The sequence below is a fragment of the Brachybacterium endophyticum genome (genome assembly GCF_003130585.1).
GTDB lineage: Bacteria > Actinomycetota > Actinomycetes > Actinomycetales > Dermabacteraceae > Brachybacterium > Brachybacterium endophyticum.
This window is the reverse complement of the sequence record NZ_QFKX01000002.1, coordinates 549,532-563,756: the sequence shown is the minus strand read 5'-3', so window position 1 is coordinate 563,756 and position 14,225 is coordinate 549,532. Positions and strand designations below refer to the sequence as shown.

Annotated in this window: 11 protein-coding genes; 3 read left to right on the top strand and 8 right to left on the bottom strand. The window is 72.1% G+C overall.

The genetic code is table 11. The features are described 5' to 3' along the window. Positions 1-20 precede the first annotated feature (20 nt). Positions 21-1,481 (bottom strand): GuaB1 family IMP dehydrogenase-related protein, encoded by a 1,461-nt coding sequence (locus tag DEO23_RS06910; RefSeq protein WP_109275256.1) that lies wholly within the window; start codon positions 1,479-1,481, stop codon positions 21-23. 250 nt (positions 1,482-1,731) lie between these two features. Between DEO23_RS06910 and DEO23_RS06905 the strand changes: the two genes are divergently transcribed. Then, complete coding sequence (locus tag DEO23_RS06905; RefSeq protein ID WP_240613263.1) at positions 1,732-4,431, top strand: LCP family glycopolymer transferase; 2,700 nt, start codon at positions 1,732-1,734, stop codon at positions 4,429-4,431. A 72-nt stretch (positions 4,432-4,503) separates the two neighbouring features. On the opposite strand, the gene DEO23_RS06900 is transcribed toward DEO23_RS06905, so the two are convergent. After that, positions 4,504-5,961 (bottom strand): mycothione reductase, encoded by a 1,458-nt coding sequence (locus tag DEO23_RS06900; protein WP_109275255.1) that lies wholly within the window; start codon positions 5,959-5,961, stop codon positions 4,504-4,506. Between the two features lie 150 nt (positions 5,962-6,111). On the opposite strand from DEO23_RS06900, the gene DEO23_RS06895 reads away from it, so the two are divergent. After that, positions 6,112-7,209: a PLP-dependent cysteine synthase family protein gene (locus DEO23_RS06895; RefSeq protein ID WP_109275629.1), complete on the top strand. Its 1,098-nt coding sequence runs from the start codon at positions 6,112-6,114 to the stop codon at positions 7,207-7,209. Positions 7,210-7,224: 15 nt separating this feature from the next. Here the strand turns inward: DEO23_RS06895 and DEO23_RS06890 are convergent, their stop codons facing one another. The 3 genes from DEO23_RS06890 to DEO23_RS06880 all read right to left on the bottom strand — a co-directional run bounded on the left by DEO23_RS06890 (position 7,225) and on the right by DEO23_RS06880 (position 9,641). Beyond that, positions 7,225-7,770: a MarR family winged helix-turn-helix transcriptional regulator gene (locus DEO23_RS06890; protein ID WP_109275254.1), complete on the bottom strand. Its 546-nt coding sequence runs from the start codon at positions 7,768-7,770 to the stop codon at positions 7,225-7,227. A gap of 43 nt (positions 7,771-7,813) precedes the next feature. Continuing rightward, a complete protein-coding gene (locus DEO23_RS16560) occupies positions 7,814-8,827 on the bottom strand; it encodes a GNAT family N-acetyltransferase (protein WP_165831757.1) in 1,014 nt (337 codons plus the stop codon). A 97-nt stretch (positions 8,828-8,924) separates the two neighbouring features. After that, the gene (locus DEO23_RS06880; protein ID WP_165831756.1) at positions 8,925-9,641 is read right to left on the bottom strand and encodes a phosphatase PAP2 family protein; all 717 of its coding nucleotides are present in this window, start codon (positions 9,639-9,641) and stop codon (positions 8,925-8,927) included. 548 nt (positions 9,642-10,189) lie between these two features. Between DEO23_RS06880 and DEO23_RS06875 the strand changes: the two genes are divergently transcribed. Further along, positions 10,190-10,726 carry a ferritin gene (locus tag DEO23_RS06875; protein WP_109275628.1) on the top strand — a complete coding sequence of 179 codons (537 nt, stop codon included), beginning with the start codon at positions 10,190-10,192 and terminating at the stop codon, positions 10,724-10,726. Positions 10,727-10,868: 142 nt separating this feature from the next. On the opposite strand, the gene DEO23_RS06870 is transcribed toward DEO23_RS06875, so the two are convergent. The 3 genes from DEO23_RS06870 to DEO23_RS06860 all read right to left on the bottom strand — a co-directional run bounded on the left by DEO23_RS06870 (position 10,869) and on the right by DEO23_RS06860 (position 14,161). Further along, positions 10,869-11,651, bottom strand: coding sequence for a patatin-like phospholipase family protein (locus tag DEO23_RS06870; RefSeq protein WP_109275251.1), 783 nt, complete (start codon positions 11,649-11,651; stop codon positions 10,869-10,871). A 27-nt stretch (positions 11,652-11,678) separates the two neighbouring features. Further along, a complete protein-coding gene (locus tag DEO23_RS06865) occupies positions 11,679-12,995 on the bottom strand; it encodes a glycoside hydrolase family 32 protein (RefSeq protein ID WP_109275250.1) in 1,317 nt (438 codons plus the stop codon). 221 nt (positions 12,996-13,216) lie between these two features. Next, positions 13,217-14,161, bottom strand: a complete 945-nt coding sequence (locus DEO23_RS06860; RefSeq protein WP_109275249.1) for a glycine betaine ABC transporter substrate-binding protein — start codon at positions 14,159-14,161, stop codon at positions 13,217-13,219. Positions 14,162-14,225: the final 64 nt, after the last annotated feature.

The following is a 14,225-nucleotide window of genomic DNA, read 5'->3' as shown; positions in this document are numbered from 1 at the left end:
CTAACGGGTATCCGCGGTGATCAGGCCCAGGACTGCGCGAGCGGCTTGCCCTCGGCGTACCCGCTCGCGCTCTGCAGCCCCACCACCGCGCGCTCGCGGAACGCGGCGAGGTCCACCGCTCCTGCGTAGGTGCACGAGGAGCGCACGCCGGCGGTGATCTCGTCGAGGAGGTCCTCGACGCTGCCGGCCCCGTCGGCCAGGTACATGCGCGAGGAGGAGATGCCCTCCTCGAAGAGGGCCTTGCGGGCGCGGGCGAAGGCGTCCTCGGCGGCGGTGCGGGAGGAGACGGCACGCTTGGAGGCCATGCCGAAGCTCTCCTTGTAGGCGCGTCCGCGCTCGTCCACGTGCAGGTCACCGGGGGACTCGTAGGTGCCCGCGAACCAGGAGCCGATCATCACGGCCGAGGCGCCGGCGGCCAGGGCGAGAGCCACGTCGCGGGGGTGGCGCACGCCGCCGTCGGCCCAGATCCGGGCGTCCAGGGCGCGCGCGGCCTCGGCGCACTCGAGGACGGCCGAGAACTGGGGGCGCCCCACCCCGGTCATCATCCGGGTGGTGCACATCGCGCCGGGCCCGACGCCGACCTTGACGATGTCGGCACCTGCCTCGACGAGGTCGCGGGTCGCCTCGGCCGTCACGACGTTGCCGGCGACCAGGCGGACAGGGGTGCTCCCCCGCTCGCCGATCTCCTGGCGGGCGGTGCGCAGGGCCTCGAGCATCTTGTCCTGGTGGCCGTGGGCGGTGTCGAGCACGAGAACGTCGGCCCCGGCGTCCACGAGGGCGCGTGCACGCGCGGCGACGTCGGCGTTGATGCCGATCGCGACCGCCACCCGCAGGCGCCCCTCGTCGTCGAGCGCCGGGTCGTAGATCGTCGAGCGCAGCACGCCGCGGGCGGTGAGGACGCCGCGCAGCGCCCCGTCCTGCTCCAGCACCAGGGCGGCCTCGTGGTGGGTCGCGGCGATGCGCGCGTGGAGCGCAGCGGGATCGCCGGTGACCTCCGAGGCGGACAGACGCAGCACGTCGGTGCTCAGCACCTCCCCGACCTCGGTGAAGGCGTCCCGGCCGGCGAGCTCCTCGGCCGAGACGACACCGAGGGGCCGGTCCTCGTGGTCGATGACGACCACGACGCCGTGGGAGCGCTTGGGCATGAGTGCACGCGCCTGGCCGATGGTGCCGCTCGCCTCGAGGGTCAGCGCATGGTCGACGAGCGGATCGCGCGCCTTCACGCTGCGCACGATGTCCTCGACCCGCTCGGCGGGCAGGTCCTGGGGCAGCACGGCCAGACCCCCGCGCCGGGCCATCGTCTCGGCCATCCGGCGCCCCGAGACCGCCGTCATGTTCGCGGCGACGAGCGGGATCGTCACCCCGGTGTCGTCGTCGGACGCCAGATCCACCTCGAACCTCGAGCCGATCGCGGAGCGAGCGGGCAGGAAGAAGCAGTCGTCGTACGTGAGGTCGGTCTGCGGTGTGTGGATCAGGCGCATGGCACCAGGGTACGGACCCTCTGCACGCGCGCGAGAGGCGTCCGTGAACGCGCAGGGCGTGACAACCGCCACGCGCGGGCGCCCGACGGTCGTGCCGCGGCGCGGCTGCGGCGAGGTGTCTGCATTCGTCCTGTTCTGCGACGTTTGCTCGTGAGGGCGCTCAGGCACGCGAGCGGCGTCCCGATCCCCTTCACACGCCCCGCCTCGCGCCGCGCTGACGCGATCAGCGGACATCCGTAGGATGACCCGCATGACGGACCAGACACCTGGTCGCCGTTCGCGTCGCCCGTATCGGGGTCGACACGCAGACGAGCAGACCGACAGCGGCACCATGCCCTCGGTGCGCGCGGACCGCGACGAAGACCGTGCCGCCGGGTACGACGCCAGCGCTGCACGGCGCTGGGTCGGCGCCCGCCGGGACGTCACCCCGCGCGCCTCGAGCGTCGAGAGCGCCGCCGCCGAGAGCCCCGTCCGCGAGACCCCCACCCGCGAGACCGCCGCGCGGGAGGATGCCCCGAGCGCGGCGCAGTCTCAGCAGGGCGCCGATCCCGCCTCCACCGCTGCCTCGGCCGACGACGCGCCGACCAGGCGTCGGGGTCGACGCGCGGGCCAGCCCAGGGACGAGCAGGCCGAGATCCGCGCCGCCTGGCAGGCCGAGGACGGCGGCGCCACCGCGTCCCGTCCGTCGCGCGCCCGCCGCGGCCGTCGAGCGACCGACGACGAGATGGACGCCTGGTCCGCGGCGGACAGCAGGGTCGTGCCGCGCCCGGGTCCGGCAGCGGACCCGTCCCGGCCGTCGGCCGCTTCGACGGCATCGTCGCCCGACCCCTCGGCCACGGACGACTCCGAGGAGCCGCCGACCACTGTCCTGCCCCCGATGGACGAGCCCCGCACCGGGGTGCGCCTGGGGTCGTCCTCGACGGTGACGGCCCTGGGGCCGCGCGACCAGGAGCCCGAGCAGCCCGACACCACCGAGACCGGCACGAGCGACGCGGACCACACGTCCGCCCCGGGCGCCGACGACTCCGACCGCCCCGCCTCGCCGGGCTCCCCGTCCCGGGACCGCTCCGGCGCAGAACGTCGCGCCGGCACCGCCGCTGCGGCGACCGGTGCCGCGGCAGCGGGCGGCGCAGCACTGGCCTCCGCCGGGTCGGGCTCCGACGGGTCGCGGTCCGGTGGCCCCGCGGGTTCGGGCTCGGCCGCGGACGGCTCCGCCGCGACAGGTTCCGGTGGGGTGGCCTCCGGTGGCAGCGGCTCCGGTGGCAGCGGCTCGGGCCCCCGCGGCCCGCGGTCGGGCGGTCCGGCGGGTCCGGGCCGTGACGACAGCGCCCCCTCCGGGCGTGGAGGCGAGGGCTCCCTGCCCCGCGCCGCGGGATGGACCGTGCTGACCACGTTCATCCCGGGGACCGGGCTGCTCTCGACCAAGCTCAAGCGCGTGGGCTGGGTGATCCTCGGGGTACTCGTGATCGCGCTGGCCGCCCTCGCCATCTGGTTCGCCGCCGGTGATCCCCTGCTGACCACCCTGAAGTTCGTCAGCAGCAGGAAGGTCCTGATCGCGATGATGGTCGCGATCGCCGTCATCGGGCTGATCTGGATCCTCCAGGTCGTGGCCTCGAACCTCGCGCACAACACCAAGGAGCGGCTGCAGGGGCGTCGCCGGATCATCTCGCTGCTGATCGCCGTGGTGATGGTGATCGGCATCGCGCTGCCCCTGGGACGCGCGGAGCAGTACGTCTTCGCCGCGCAGGGCCTGCTGGGCAACGAGAACGTGTTCCGCTCCTCCGGCGGCAAGGGCGGGAACCTCGGCTCCGGCAAGGACGCCTGGAAGGGCAAGGAGCGCGTGAACATCCTGCTCCTGGGCCAGGACGCCGGCAGCGATCGCGAGGGCACCCGACCGGATACCATCATGGTCGCCTCGATCGACACGAAGACGGGACGCACCGCCCTGTTCTCCCTGCCCCGCAACCTCGAGAAGCCCCGCTTCCCCAAGGGCACCGTCGCGCAGAAGGAGTTCCCGCGCGGGTTCGACTACTACGGGAAGGGCCAGAACCTCATCAACGCGGTGTGGTCCTGGGCCGATGAGAACAAGGACCTCTTCCCCGAGGACACCCAGAACCCCGGTCTGACCGCCACCGAGTGGGCGGTCGAGGAGGCCACCGGTCTGGGCATCGACTACTACTCGATGGTCAACCTGCAGGGCTTCTCGGATCTCGTCGACACGATGGGCGGCGTGGACATCAACGTCGAGAGGAAGATCCCGATCGGCGGCGGCACCAACCAGGCCACCGGTGGGAAGTACCCGATCAGCGGCTACATCGAGCCGGGTCAGCAGAACCTCGACGGCGACAAGGCGCTCTGGTACGCCCGCTCCCGTGAGGGCTCGACGGACTTCAACCGCATCTGCCGCCAGCAGCGGATGGTCCGTGTGGTCTCGGAGCAGACGAACCCCACGAAGCTCGCCCTGAACTTCACCGACCTGGTGGGCGTGGCCGGCTCGAACATCGAGACCGACATCCCCTCGGACGACCTCGATGCGTTCGTCGACCTGGGCTGGAAGGTCAAGGATGCGGGCTTCGCCTCGTACCCGATCCAGCCCGGCGTGGACCTCCCCGACCGCCAGCGCAAGAGCTACTTCGTGGACGGCCACCCGGACTGGAAGTACCTCAAGACCTGGGTGCAGGAGTCGATCGACGACTCGATGAAGACCACCGAGTCGACCTCCGTGGCGGGCACCGACGACGCCAAGAAGAAGAACAAGGCGTCCGAGAGCGCCGAGAGCACCAAGGACGAGAAGACCGAGGAGCCCTCCGACGAGCCCTCCGCGAGCGACTCCTCGACCAAGTCGGACGAGGACAAGGCCGCGAAGGAGGCCAAGGAGCAGGCCGAGGCCGATCCGCTCGCGGCGTGCATGCCCGGCACCCAGGATCCCGACGCCGAGGCCGGCGACTGACCCGTCGATGTGGGGCCGCTCGGCCCCGCGCCGGGGCCGAGCGGCCCGTCGCCGGGGCCGCTCGCCCGGCCCTCAGTCGTCCAGCTGGAGCAGCGCGTTCTCGATGAGCTCGGGCATCGCGGGGTGGATCCAGTACTGGGTGCGCGCGATGTCGTGCGCGGTCTGCCCCGTGCTCATCGCCTGGATCAGCAGCTGGATGAGGATCGTGGACTCGGGCCCGATGATGTGGGCGCCCAGGATCCGTCCGCTGCCGGCATCGACGATGACCTTCGCGAAGCCCGTGGTGTCCTCGAGGGCCCAGCCGTAGGCGATCGAGGAGTAGTCCTGGACGGCCACGCGCACGTCGTGGCCCTCGCGGCGGGCCTCGTCCTCGGTGAGACCGACCATCGCGATCTGCGGGTGGGTGAACACGCCCGCGGGCACCGGCATCGTGTCCGAGCGCTCGAGGTCCTCCGGGTGCAGGACGTTGTGGCGCACGATGCGCTGCTCGTGGTTCGCCACGTGCTTGAGCTGCGCGGGGCTCGAGAGGTCGCCGAAGGCCCAGACGCCCTCGACCGCCTGGCCGTCCTTCCCCAGTGCCCGCTGGTGGGCATCGACCCTCACGCAGCCGTCCTCGGCCTCGGCGATCCCTCCCGCCTGCACGTCCAGCAGGTCGGTATTCGGTCGGCGTCCGGTCGCGACCAGGATCTCGTCTGCATGGATCTCGACGTCCGCGCCAGCCGAACCGGCGGCGTCGCCGGTCGGCGAGTCCGTGCGGCGCCCGCGCAGGATCACGCCGCCGTCCTCCGTGCGGTGCACGGACGTGGTGGTGACGTCCGTGTGCACGTCCCACTGCTCGCGCGCGACCTCGGTGATCCGCTCGGAGACGTCGGCGTCGGCCGCTCGCAGCAGCCGGCCGGAGCGGGCGACGACGCTGACAGCAACCCCCAGCCCGGAGAAGATGTGCGCCATCTCCAGGGCGATCACGCCGGAGCCGAGAATCACCAGCGAGGAGGGCAGGGCGTCGATCCGCATGATCGAGTCGGAGGTGTGCGGGTGGGACTCGGCGAGTCCCTCGATGCCCGGGATGATCGGTCGGGAGCCCGCGCCGAGCACGACGGTGTCGGCCGTGATCTCCTCGGTGCCGCCGTCGCGCAGGTCCACGCTCAGCGCGCGCGGGCCCGTGAAGCGGGCGGTGCCTCGCAGCAGGGTCAGGTTGGCGTTGTCCTCGTGGTCGCGGCGGTACTCCTCGCCGCCGGCGACGATGCCGTCGATGCGCCCGAAGATGCGGTCGCGGATCGCCGGCCAGTCGACGTCGTCCAGGGTCTCGCTCACGCCGAAGCGCCCGGCCTCGGCCGGGGTCCCCGCGACCTCCGCGGTGTGCACGAACATCTTGGTGGGGATGCACCCCACGTTCAGGCAGGTGCCGCCGAACACGCGGTCGGGGCCGACGCCCCGGTCGATGTAGACGATCGAGCGGTCCGCGAACTCGGGGCCGGGGAAGGAGTTGCCGGATCCGGAGCCGATGAGGGCGATGTCGTAGTGGGTCACCCCGGCAGACTACGCGGGGCGGCTGCGCTCGCGGAGGGTGCGGTGAACGGGCATACTCGACACGGTCGCGCCATGGATGCGGGCCATTTCACGCTCCGCCCGCCGCCCGCGCACCGACGCGAACGAGGACCAGGAGAACAGGTGAACACGATGCTGAAGTCCCTCGAGGACCTCGACCGTTCGGACCCGGAGCTGCGGGACTGGGTCGCCGAGAGGGTGCGGCGCCTGGAGGCCGACGACCGCCGCAGCGCCGACACCCACCTGCTCAAGCCCGATCTGCCGCGGGACTGGGGCATCGACCTCTACCTCAAGGACGAGACCACCCACCCCACCGGCAGCCTCAAGCACCGTCTGGCCCGCTCACTGTTCATGTACGCCCTGGTCAATGGCTGGCTGAGGCCGGGGATGCCGGTCATCGAGGCTTCCTCGGGATCGACCGCGGTGAGCGAGGCGCACGTGGCCCGGATGCTCGACGTGCCGTTCGTGGCGGTGATGCCCCGCTCCACGAGCACGCGCAAGATCGCGCTGATCGAGGCCGAGGGCGGCCGCTGCCACATGGTCGAGCGGCCCGAGGAGATGGCCGCCGCCTCCCGCGCCCTCGCCGAGGAGTGCGGGGGCCTGTTCATGGACCAGTTCACCTTCGCCGAGCGGGCCACCGACTGGCGGGGCCACAACTCGATCGCGCGCTCGATCTTCGAGCAGCTGACCGAGGAGCCGCACCCGGTGCCGCGCTGGCTCGTGGTCGGAGCGGGGACCGGCGGGACCAGCGCGACCCTGGGCCGGTACGTGCGCTATCACCGCCTGCCCACGTCCCTCGCGGTCGCCGACGTCGAAGGCTCGGCCTTCTTCGAGGGCTGGCGCAGCGGTGATCCGGACGGCCCCTGCGAGCGCGGCTCGAGGATCGAGGGGATCGGACGGCCCCGGGTGGAGCCGAGCTTCGTGCCGGGGGTCGTGGACCGGATGCTGCGCATCCCGGACGCGGCCTCCGTCGCGGCCGCCCGCTTCGTCTCGGACCGACTGGGGCGGCGCGTCGGTGCTTCGACGGGCACGAACATGGTGGCCGTGGCCCGCCTGGTCGACGAGATGCGCGAGCGCGGCGAGCACGGCAGCGTGGTGACGCTCCTGTGCGACAGCGGCGAGCGCTACACCCGGACCTACTTCGACGACGACTGGGTGGCCGAGCAGGGCTGGGACCTCGAGCCCTGGCTCGCCGAGCTGCCCCGGTTGCTGCCGCTCGGAGAGCGCTGAGGATCGCGGGCTCGTTCAGCGCGGCCCGGGCCCTTCCTCCCAGGCGGTGAGCAGCCCGATGGTGCGCTCGAGGGCAGCGCGGTCCTCGGCGTCGAGATCGGGGATCCGCTCCCGCAGCACCCGCGCCCAGTGCAGACGGATGATCCGCCCGTGCTCCTCGGCCTTGGCGGTCAGCCGCAGGTGGACCCGGCGGGAGTCCTCGGGATCGCTCTCGCGCTCCACCAGGCCCTTGGTGACCAGCCCGCGCAGGGCGGTGCTCATGTTGCTGCGGTGCAGGCCGGTCGCACGGGCGGTCTGGCCCGAGGTGGTGCCCGGATGGCGATGCACCCAGCGCAGCACGATGATCTCGGTGCCGTTCAGCGGTGCCACGCTGGTGTCCTCGATGTCGGAGACCTGGATCAGCCGCGCGATGCCGACGATGCCGTCGGCCAGGTCGAACATGAGCGGGTCCTCGCCGCCCAGGCGCGCGTCGGCGTCGGCGGCGGTGGTGCCCTCCCCCTGGGCGCTGCCAGAGGCGTCGGGACGACCACCCGACGACGGCTCGGGATCGATCCTGCTCACGACGTCGATCCTAGTGCCGGTCCTGCCATCGGCCCACGCTTGCTCAGCGGCGCAGGTGCACGAAGGCCCGCAGCGGCGGGTCGTGATCGTGGGCCTCACGCAGGCCGAGCGATTCGTAGAAGGCCCGCTGGGAGGCGTCGGCGTCGGTGAGCAGGACCTGCTGGCGCAGATGGGCGAACGGGGCGAGGGCCGCCCGCACCAGATCGGCTCCGATCCCGCGGTGGCGGGATCCAGGGTCGACCAGCACGTCCTGGAGGTAGGCGATGCTCGCCCCGTCGCTGAGGACGCGGGCGATCCCGAGCAGGCGCTCGCCCTGCCGGGCGGTGACGACGCGGGTGCTGCCCGCGAGCGCACGGCCCAGGGTCTGCGGGTCCTCGGTGTACGCGTCCCAGCCCACCGCGTCGTAGAGCGCGAGCGTCTCCTCGAACGCCGGCACCTCGGCACGGATCTGCACACCTGCCGGGTCCGGAGCCCCGGGGTCTGCGGGACGCACCTCGCCTCGCGGGTCGTCGGCCTCCTCGCGCATGTCCACGAGCTGGAAGAGACGGCAGTCCGCCCAGCCGTCCCCGGCGATCCCTAGTCGCAGCATGCGCGGCGCGAAGCCGCATTCCTGGAAGCCACAGGCGCGCAGCACGGACGCCGAGCGATCGTTGCCCACCACGACGCTCGCCTCCAGCCGGTGCAGCCCGAGCCCCTGGAAGGCGACGTCGATGATCTGGCGCAGCGCGTGGGTGACCACTCCTCGCCCGGACTCGCCCTCGTCGATCCAGTAACCCACGCTCGCCCACTGGGCAGGGCCGCGCAGGATCTGGTTCAGCGTGATGCGGCCGACGATCCGGCCGGGCTCGGAGAGGCGATCATCCAGCAGGATCGCCATCGGCAGGCAGGTCCCGGCGTCGTACTGCGCGAGCAGCTGGGCGATCGCGGCCCGCTGGCCGGCTCGCGTGGCCCAGTCGTCCCCGTGCGCCGGTGCCCCGGTGAGCAGGTAGCTGCGGTTGCGGTCCTCGAGGTCGGCGAGCGCCGAGGCGTCCTCGAGGCGCAGCAGACGGAGACTCACGCTGGATGCCGGCACGCGCTCGGCCGATGTCCGCTCGCTCGTCCGCTCCCCCATGGCCGCTCTCCCCTCACCGCTGCGCGCCTCGCGCCCCGTGCGCTCACCGCTCATTGTGCCCGTCGGCCGTGTCATCGGGGTCGTCGACCGCGTCGGTGTTCCCGTCGCTCCCGCCCGTGCCCGATGCACCGCGGCTGATCTCCCCGACGGGCGCGCCGTCCCTCCCTCGCGGGGTGGGCGGAGCGAGCACACCGAGCGCAGCTAGCGCCCGGGCCACGAGCAGGGAGATCGCCGGCGTCGTCATGACGGAGGCGAGCACGTCGGTGGGGTGGTGCACGCCGAGCGCTACGCGCGACCAGGTCGTCAAGAGCACGAGGCCCACGGCGAGCACGACGGCGAGGAGCCGGCGACGTCTGCCGCGGAGCAGGATGACGACCGCGCAGCACACGGCCGTGACGAAGGCCGTGTGGCCACTGGGGTAGCTGAACGACTGCGGATCGGGCACCAGTACGTGCACGATCACCCCCGGGTCGGGACGCGGCCGCTGGACCATCACCTTCTCCAGGTGGACGACGCCCCATGGGACGGCGATCAGGACGGCCGCCCCGAGCGCGGTGCGCAGGCGACGGGCGAGGATCCCGGCGGCGATCACCACCGCCACGGCGACGGGAGCCGCACCGGACCCCCACGCCAGGTCGATGCCGGAGGCGAGTTCGGAGGTGAACGGGCCGAGTGCGCCGTTGGCCCTGCGGATCCACGCCAGGTCGAGTGCCTCGATCGCCGGCGCGGCAGTGATCAGACGGCCGACGATCACCGTCACGAGAACGACGAGGCAGACCCCCAGGATCGGGAGGACGAGTCCCCGTGGGCTCCGGGCGGGGGCGCCACCGGGGCGGTCCGCCACCGGGGTGTCGCGTATCCCTGGTGTGCCACGTGTCCGGTGTGCCGCGTGCGCGCCACGGTGTGCTCGTTGATCCTCCACGAGCTCTACGGTGACCTGTTAGGCCCGAGACGTCCTGCGGAATCGCGCGAGGGTGACCCATCCCCCATCCTCACCCGGCACCCGCACCCGCACCCGCACCCGCACCCGGCACACGACGGGCCGAGGGGCCTCGACGTCACCCCGACGACGGATGCGTCGATCACAGTCAGCTCCCCCGATCTCGTGCCGTGATCGGCGCATGCTCGGCACCCCGATCGGCCCGGGACACGGGCCCCGACCGCGAGGCCTCGATGACCCGGAACGACGCGGGCGGATCCGGACGCGGAATGGCCCACTGACCAGCGCGGGAAAGGCACGCTGAACAGCGGGGAAGCTCAGCCTTCTCATGGCTGACAAGCCCGGATCCCGGCGCTACTCTCATGGTCATGAAGATGAGCACTGATCTCGAGAAGAAGTTCCAGGCGCAGATCACTCTGGAGCTCGCCGCGTTCTCCACCTACCGCCAGCTCGCCGTCGAGGCCGATGAGCAGGACCTGCCGGGCATCTCGGCATGGCTCCAGGCCCAGGCCGAGGAGGAGCTGGTCCACGCCAACAAGTTCATCGCCCACGTCTCCGACCGTGGCAACCACGCGCAGATCGGCACCATCGAGGCCCCGGAGGTCACCCCTGGCCTCTCCGTGCTGGCGATCTTCGAGGCCGCCCTGGCCCACGAGGAGAAGGTCTCCGAGTCGATCCGCGAGCTCTACCGCTCCGCGGACAAGGAGGGCGACCTCGACTCCGTCCCGCTGCTGCAGTGGTTCATCGACGAGCAGATCGAGGAGGAGTCGACCGTCTCCGAGATCATCGGTCGCGTGAAGCGCGTGGGCGGCGACGGCTCCGGCATCCTGCGTCTGGACTCCGAGCTCGGCTCCCGCACCCCGGCGGTCGCCGACGGAGTGAGACTCCCTCGCCACCGGTGCTGACCGGGAGCCCCGGCACCAGCGCCGACCCGACGGCCGACGGCCCGGACACCTCGTGTGTCCGGGCCGTCCGTGCGTCGGGAGCCGTCATGGTGGGCGCCACCGAGGACGCCCCGACCCAGAGGCCCCGACCGAGAGGCCCGACTCAGAGGCCGAGGGCCGGCAGCTGCTCACGGGCCGCCAGATGCCCCAGCGCCGCGATCCGCCCCGCCCGGTGGAAGGACAGCGCCGAGGCGCCGTCACCGGCCGGGAGCTGGATCAGCGAGACCTCCGGATGCGCCGCGAGCACGGCCTGCTCGATGCCGTGCTGGGCGATGCTCAGGGAATCCATGACGTAGTGGACCGTGCGTCGCCGCGGGACGCCGGTCCTCCAGGGCTGCGCGGCCGGTGGCCCGAGCACGCTCACGGCCAGGACCCGATCAGCTCGGGGATCCGGCTCCGGTGGGACGGGAAGCGGTTGGACCAGGGTGCCGTCGGCCAGGATGCGGCCGGCGAGTTCGATGGGCGGGAGCAGGGCGGGGACGGCGATCGAGGCGCGCACCGCCTCGCGCAGGAGCCCGCTGTCGAGGTCGACGGGGAGCCACGTGCTGACGTCGGTCGCGACGACGCGCAGGGGCAGGTCGAGCTCCTCTATCCGGCGCTCGCCGTACAGCTCCTCGAGCAGCCGCTCGATCCTCCGACCTCCCACCAGGCCCGCCCCGCGGACGCGCAGATCGAGCAGACGCAGGGCGTCTCGGAGCCGGGCGCGGTCGACCCGCTGCTCCAGCAGGTGATCGCTGCCCGCCGCGACGGCGCCGGCGACCAGCGCGCCCATCGAGCAGCCGTGCAGCCTCACGACCTCGTGGCCCCGCTCGCCCAGAGCACGCAGGACCCCCAGGTGCGCCAGCCCGAACGCGGAGCCGGCGCCGAGCACGAGTTCGATCCTCACGTCCGCGAGGCTACCGTCGGCGGATCCTCAGCTGCCCGGGATTTGAAGGCTCCAGACCTGCATCTCCTGTCCGCTGATGCGCAGCTGCTCGCCGTCGGCCGGGTAGAGACGACGCGTGTGCGGGAGGTCCCTGTCCCCGATCGCCTCGAGGATGCTGCCGTCGACGAAGATCCGCAGGCCACCATCGAGCGCGGCGATCTCCCGGACGGTGCCGTCGGCCGAGAGGATCTCCACCCGCGCCCCGTGCGGGGCCCGGACCTCGAGTCGGATCGGCGCCGACGCCTGGACGGCGTTGCCGATCACGAGCTCCTCGCGGGCGCGCAGCGCGTCGACCTCGGCGGGCACCCGCGCGAGCAGACGGTCCTGGTCGAGCTCGAGGACGCGCGGGAGGGTGAGGCAGCCGGCCCATCCCTGCGCGTCGGTCTGTTCCTGGGTGCGTTCCGCCCCCTCCCAGGACCATCCCCACATCAGGACCCGCTCGTTCTCGCGATCCTGGATCGCCTGCGGAGCGTAGAGGTCCGATCCGGAGTCGATCGGGCCACCGGTGCGGGGGACGAAGCGCGGCAGGCCCTGCTCGTCCTGCTCGTCCTGCTCGAGGCTGCCGACCAGGTACACCGTGTGATCGGTCTGGGCGCTCGACGCTCCACGACGGTCCCACAGCGACAGCAGCAACACCCAGTCCTCGCCGATCTGCACCAGCTGCGGGCATTCCCAGATCTCCGCGGGAGCCACCTCGGCAGCGATCGGATCATCCCCGGTCAGCAGCGTCCCCAGCAGCTCCCACTGCTCGAGGTCGTCACAGGAGTACAGGAGCAGCTCGGGGGTCGCGGAGTCCTCCGACTCCCCGAGGTCCCCGGCACCCTGGATCGCGAAGCGGCGCCCGAAGGCCTCGAGCACGAAGGGGTCTCGCACCCCCAGCAGTCGCCGCCCCTCGGGGACGCCCGCGACCACGTGCCCCTCCTCGAGCACCTCGGTCATGTCCTCGCTGGTGCGGGCGACCATCACGCGGGCGAGCTCGTCGTGCACGCCGTCGACCCCGGAGTAGACCAGGGTGGGAGCGCCACCGCGGGCGCCGTCGCGCAGGGCGACGCCGCTCCAGCAGCCGCCAGCGTCGGCCTCCCCCGCACGCGGAGTGATGCTGTCGGGCTCGACGCGCCAGGTCACCAGGTCGGAGGAGGACATGTGGCCCCAGCGGATGTTCCCGTGACGCGGCGCGCCCGGGTTGTGCTGGAAGTGGACGTGCCAGCGGTCGTCGACGCGGACGATCCCGTTGGGGTCGTTGATCCATCCGGTGGGATGGACGCGATGGAGGGCGGGGAAGTGGGGATCAGCGGCGGGAGTCATGTGGGCACCTCGTCGTAGGGGCGTGACGGCAGGGGTGGGCGGTGCGGCCGGGGAGCCGGAGTCCTCCACTCTGACATGACCGCGGTCGTGGCGCAGACCCGGGGCACGACGGCAGTCCGCCCCGCTTGTCATCCGACACAGGACGTGCCCGGTCTCGCGACGGACGCGGGCCCGCCGTCCCCGCACGAGGGGCGACGGGCCCGCGACCGTAGCCGGGCGCCTCAGGCCTTCTCGACCTCGGGGAGCAGGTCGGGGTTGTCCTTCAGCCACTTCTCGATGGCCTCGGGCTCCTTGCCCTTGCCGTACTCGTTGACCACGAGGTCCTCGAGGCTGTTGTACTGCTCGTCGTCGAGCTTGATCCCGCCGATGAACTTCGCGGCGTCCGCGAAGTCGTCGCCGAAGCCCTTGCGGGCCAGGAAGTGCAGCCCCTCGGACTTGCCCATCGCACCCTCGGGGTCCTTGAGGTCCTTCACGGGGAAGGTGGAGTTCGCCCAGAAGGGGCGCCACAGGGTGACGACGATGTCCTTCTTCGCCTCGGTGGCCTTCTTGAGCTCGCTCAGCATGGCCTGCGTGGAGGAGGTGACGAGCTCGTACTCCTTGTCGAGCCCGTAGGCGGGCATCGCCCCGTCCTTGACGACGCCGGTGAGGCCGGCTCCGGGTTCGATGCCGATGATCTTGCCGTCGAACATGTCGGCCTTGCCCTTGAGATCGGAGATCGACTCGATCTTCGTGTACGTCGGCACCGCCATGGTGAGCACGGCGTCCCCGTAGTACGTGTCGAGGTCCTCGATGTCCTTCCCGTACTTGTCCATGTACTTCTTGTGGGTGATCTCGGGCCATGCCGAGGGGTACATGTCGATGTCGCCCTTGGCGAGAGCCGCGTACAGCGCGGCCGGCTGCTCGATCTCCTGGTGCTCGACGGAGTAGCCCATCTTCGAGAGCCGGTTGTCCAGCAGGTACGCGGTGCTCAGGCCGTCGGTCCACGACGGGACGTAGCCGAGCGTGATGCTCTTGCCCTCGCTCCCGGAGCCGGAGCCACCTGAGTCCCCGCCGGTGGTGGCATTGCCGGAGCAGGCAGCGAGGCCGAGTCCGAGCGCCCCGGCGACGCCGACGAGGGCGGAGCGGCGGGTGAGAGGGCGGGAGCGGAGATTCTGTCGGTCGTTCATCGGTGCTGCTCTCCTTCGGTGGTGCGGTTGGGAGTGGCTGTGGCGGGAGGGCGGGAGGGCGGGA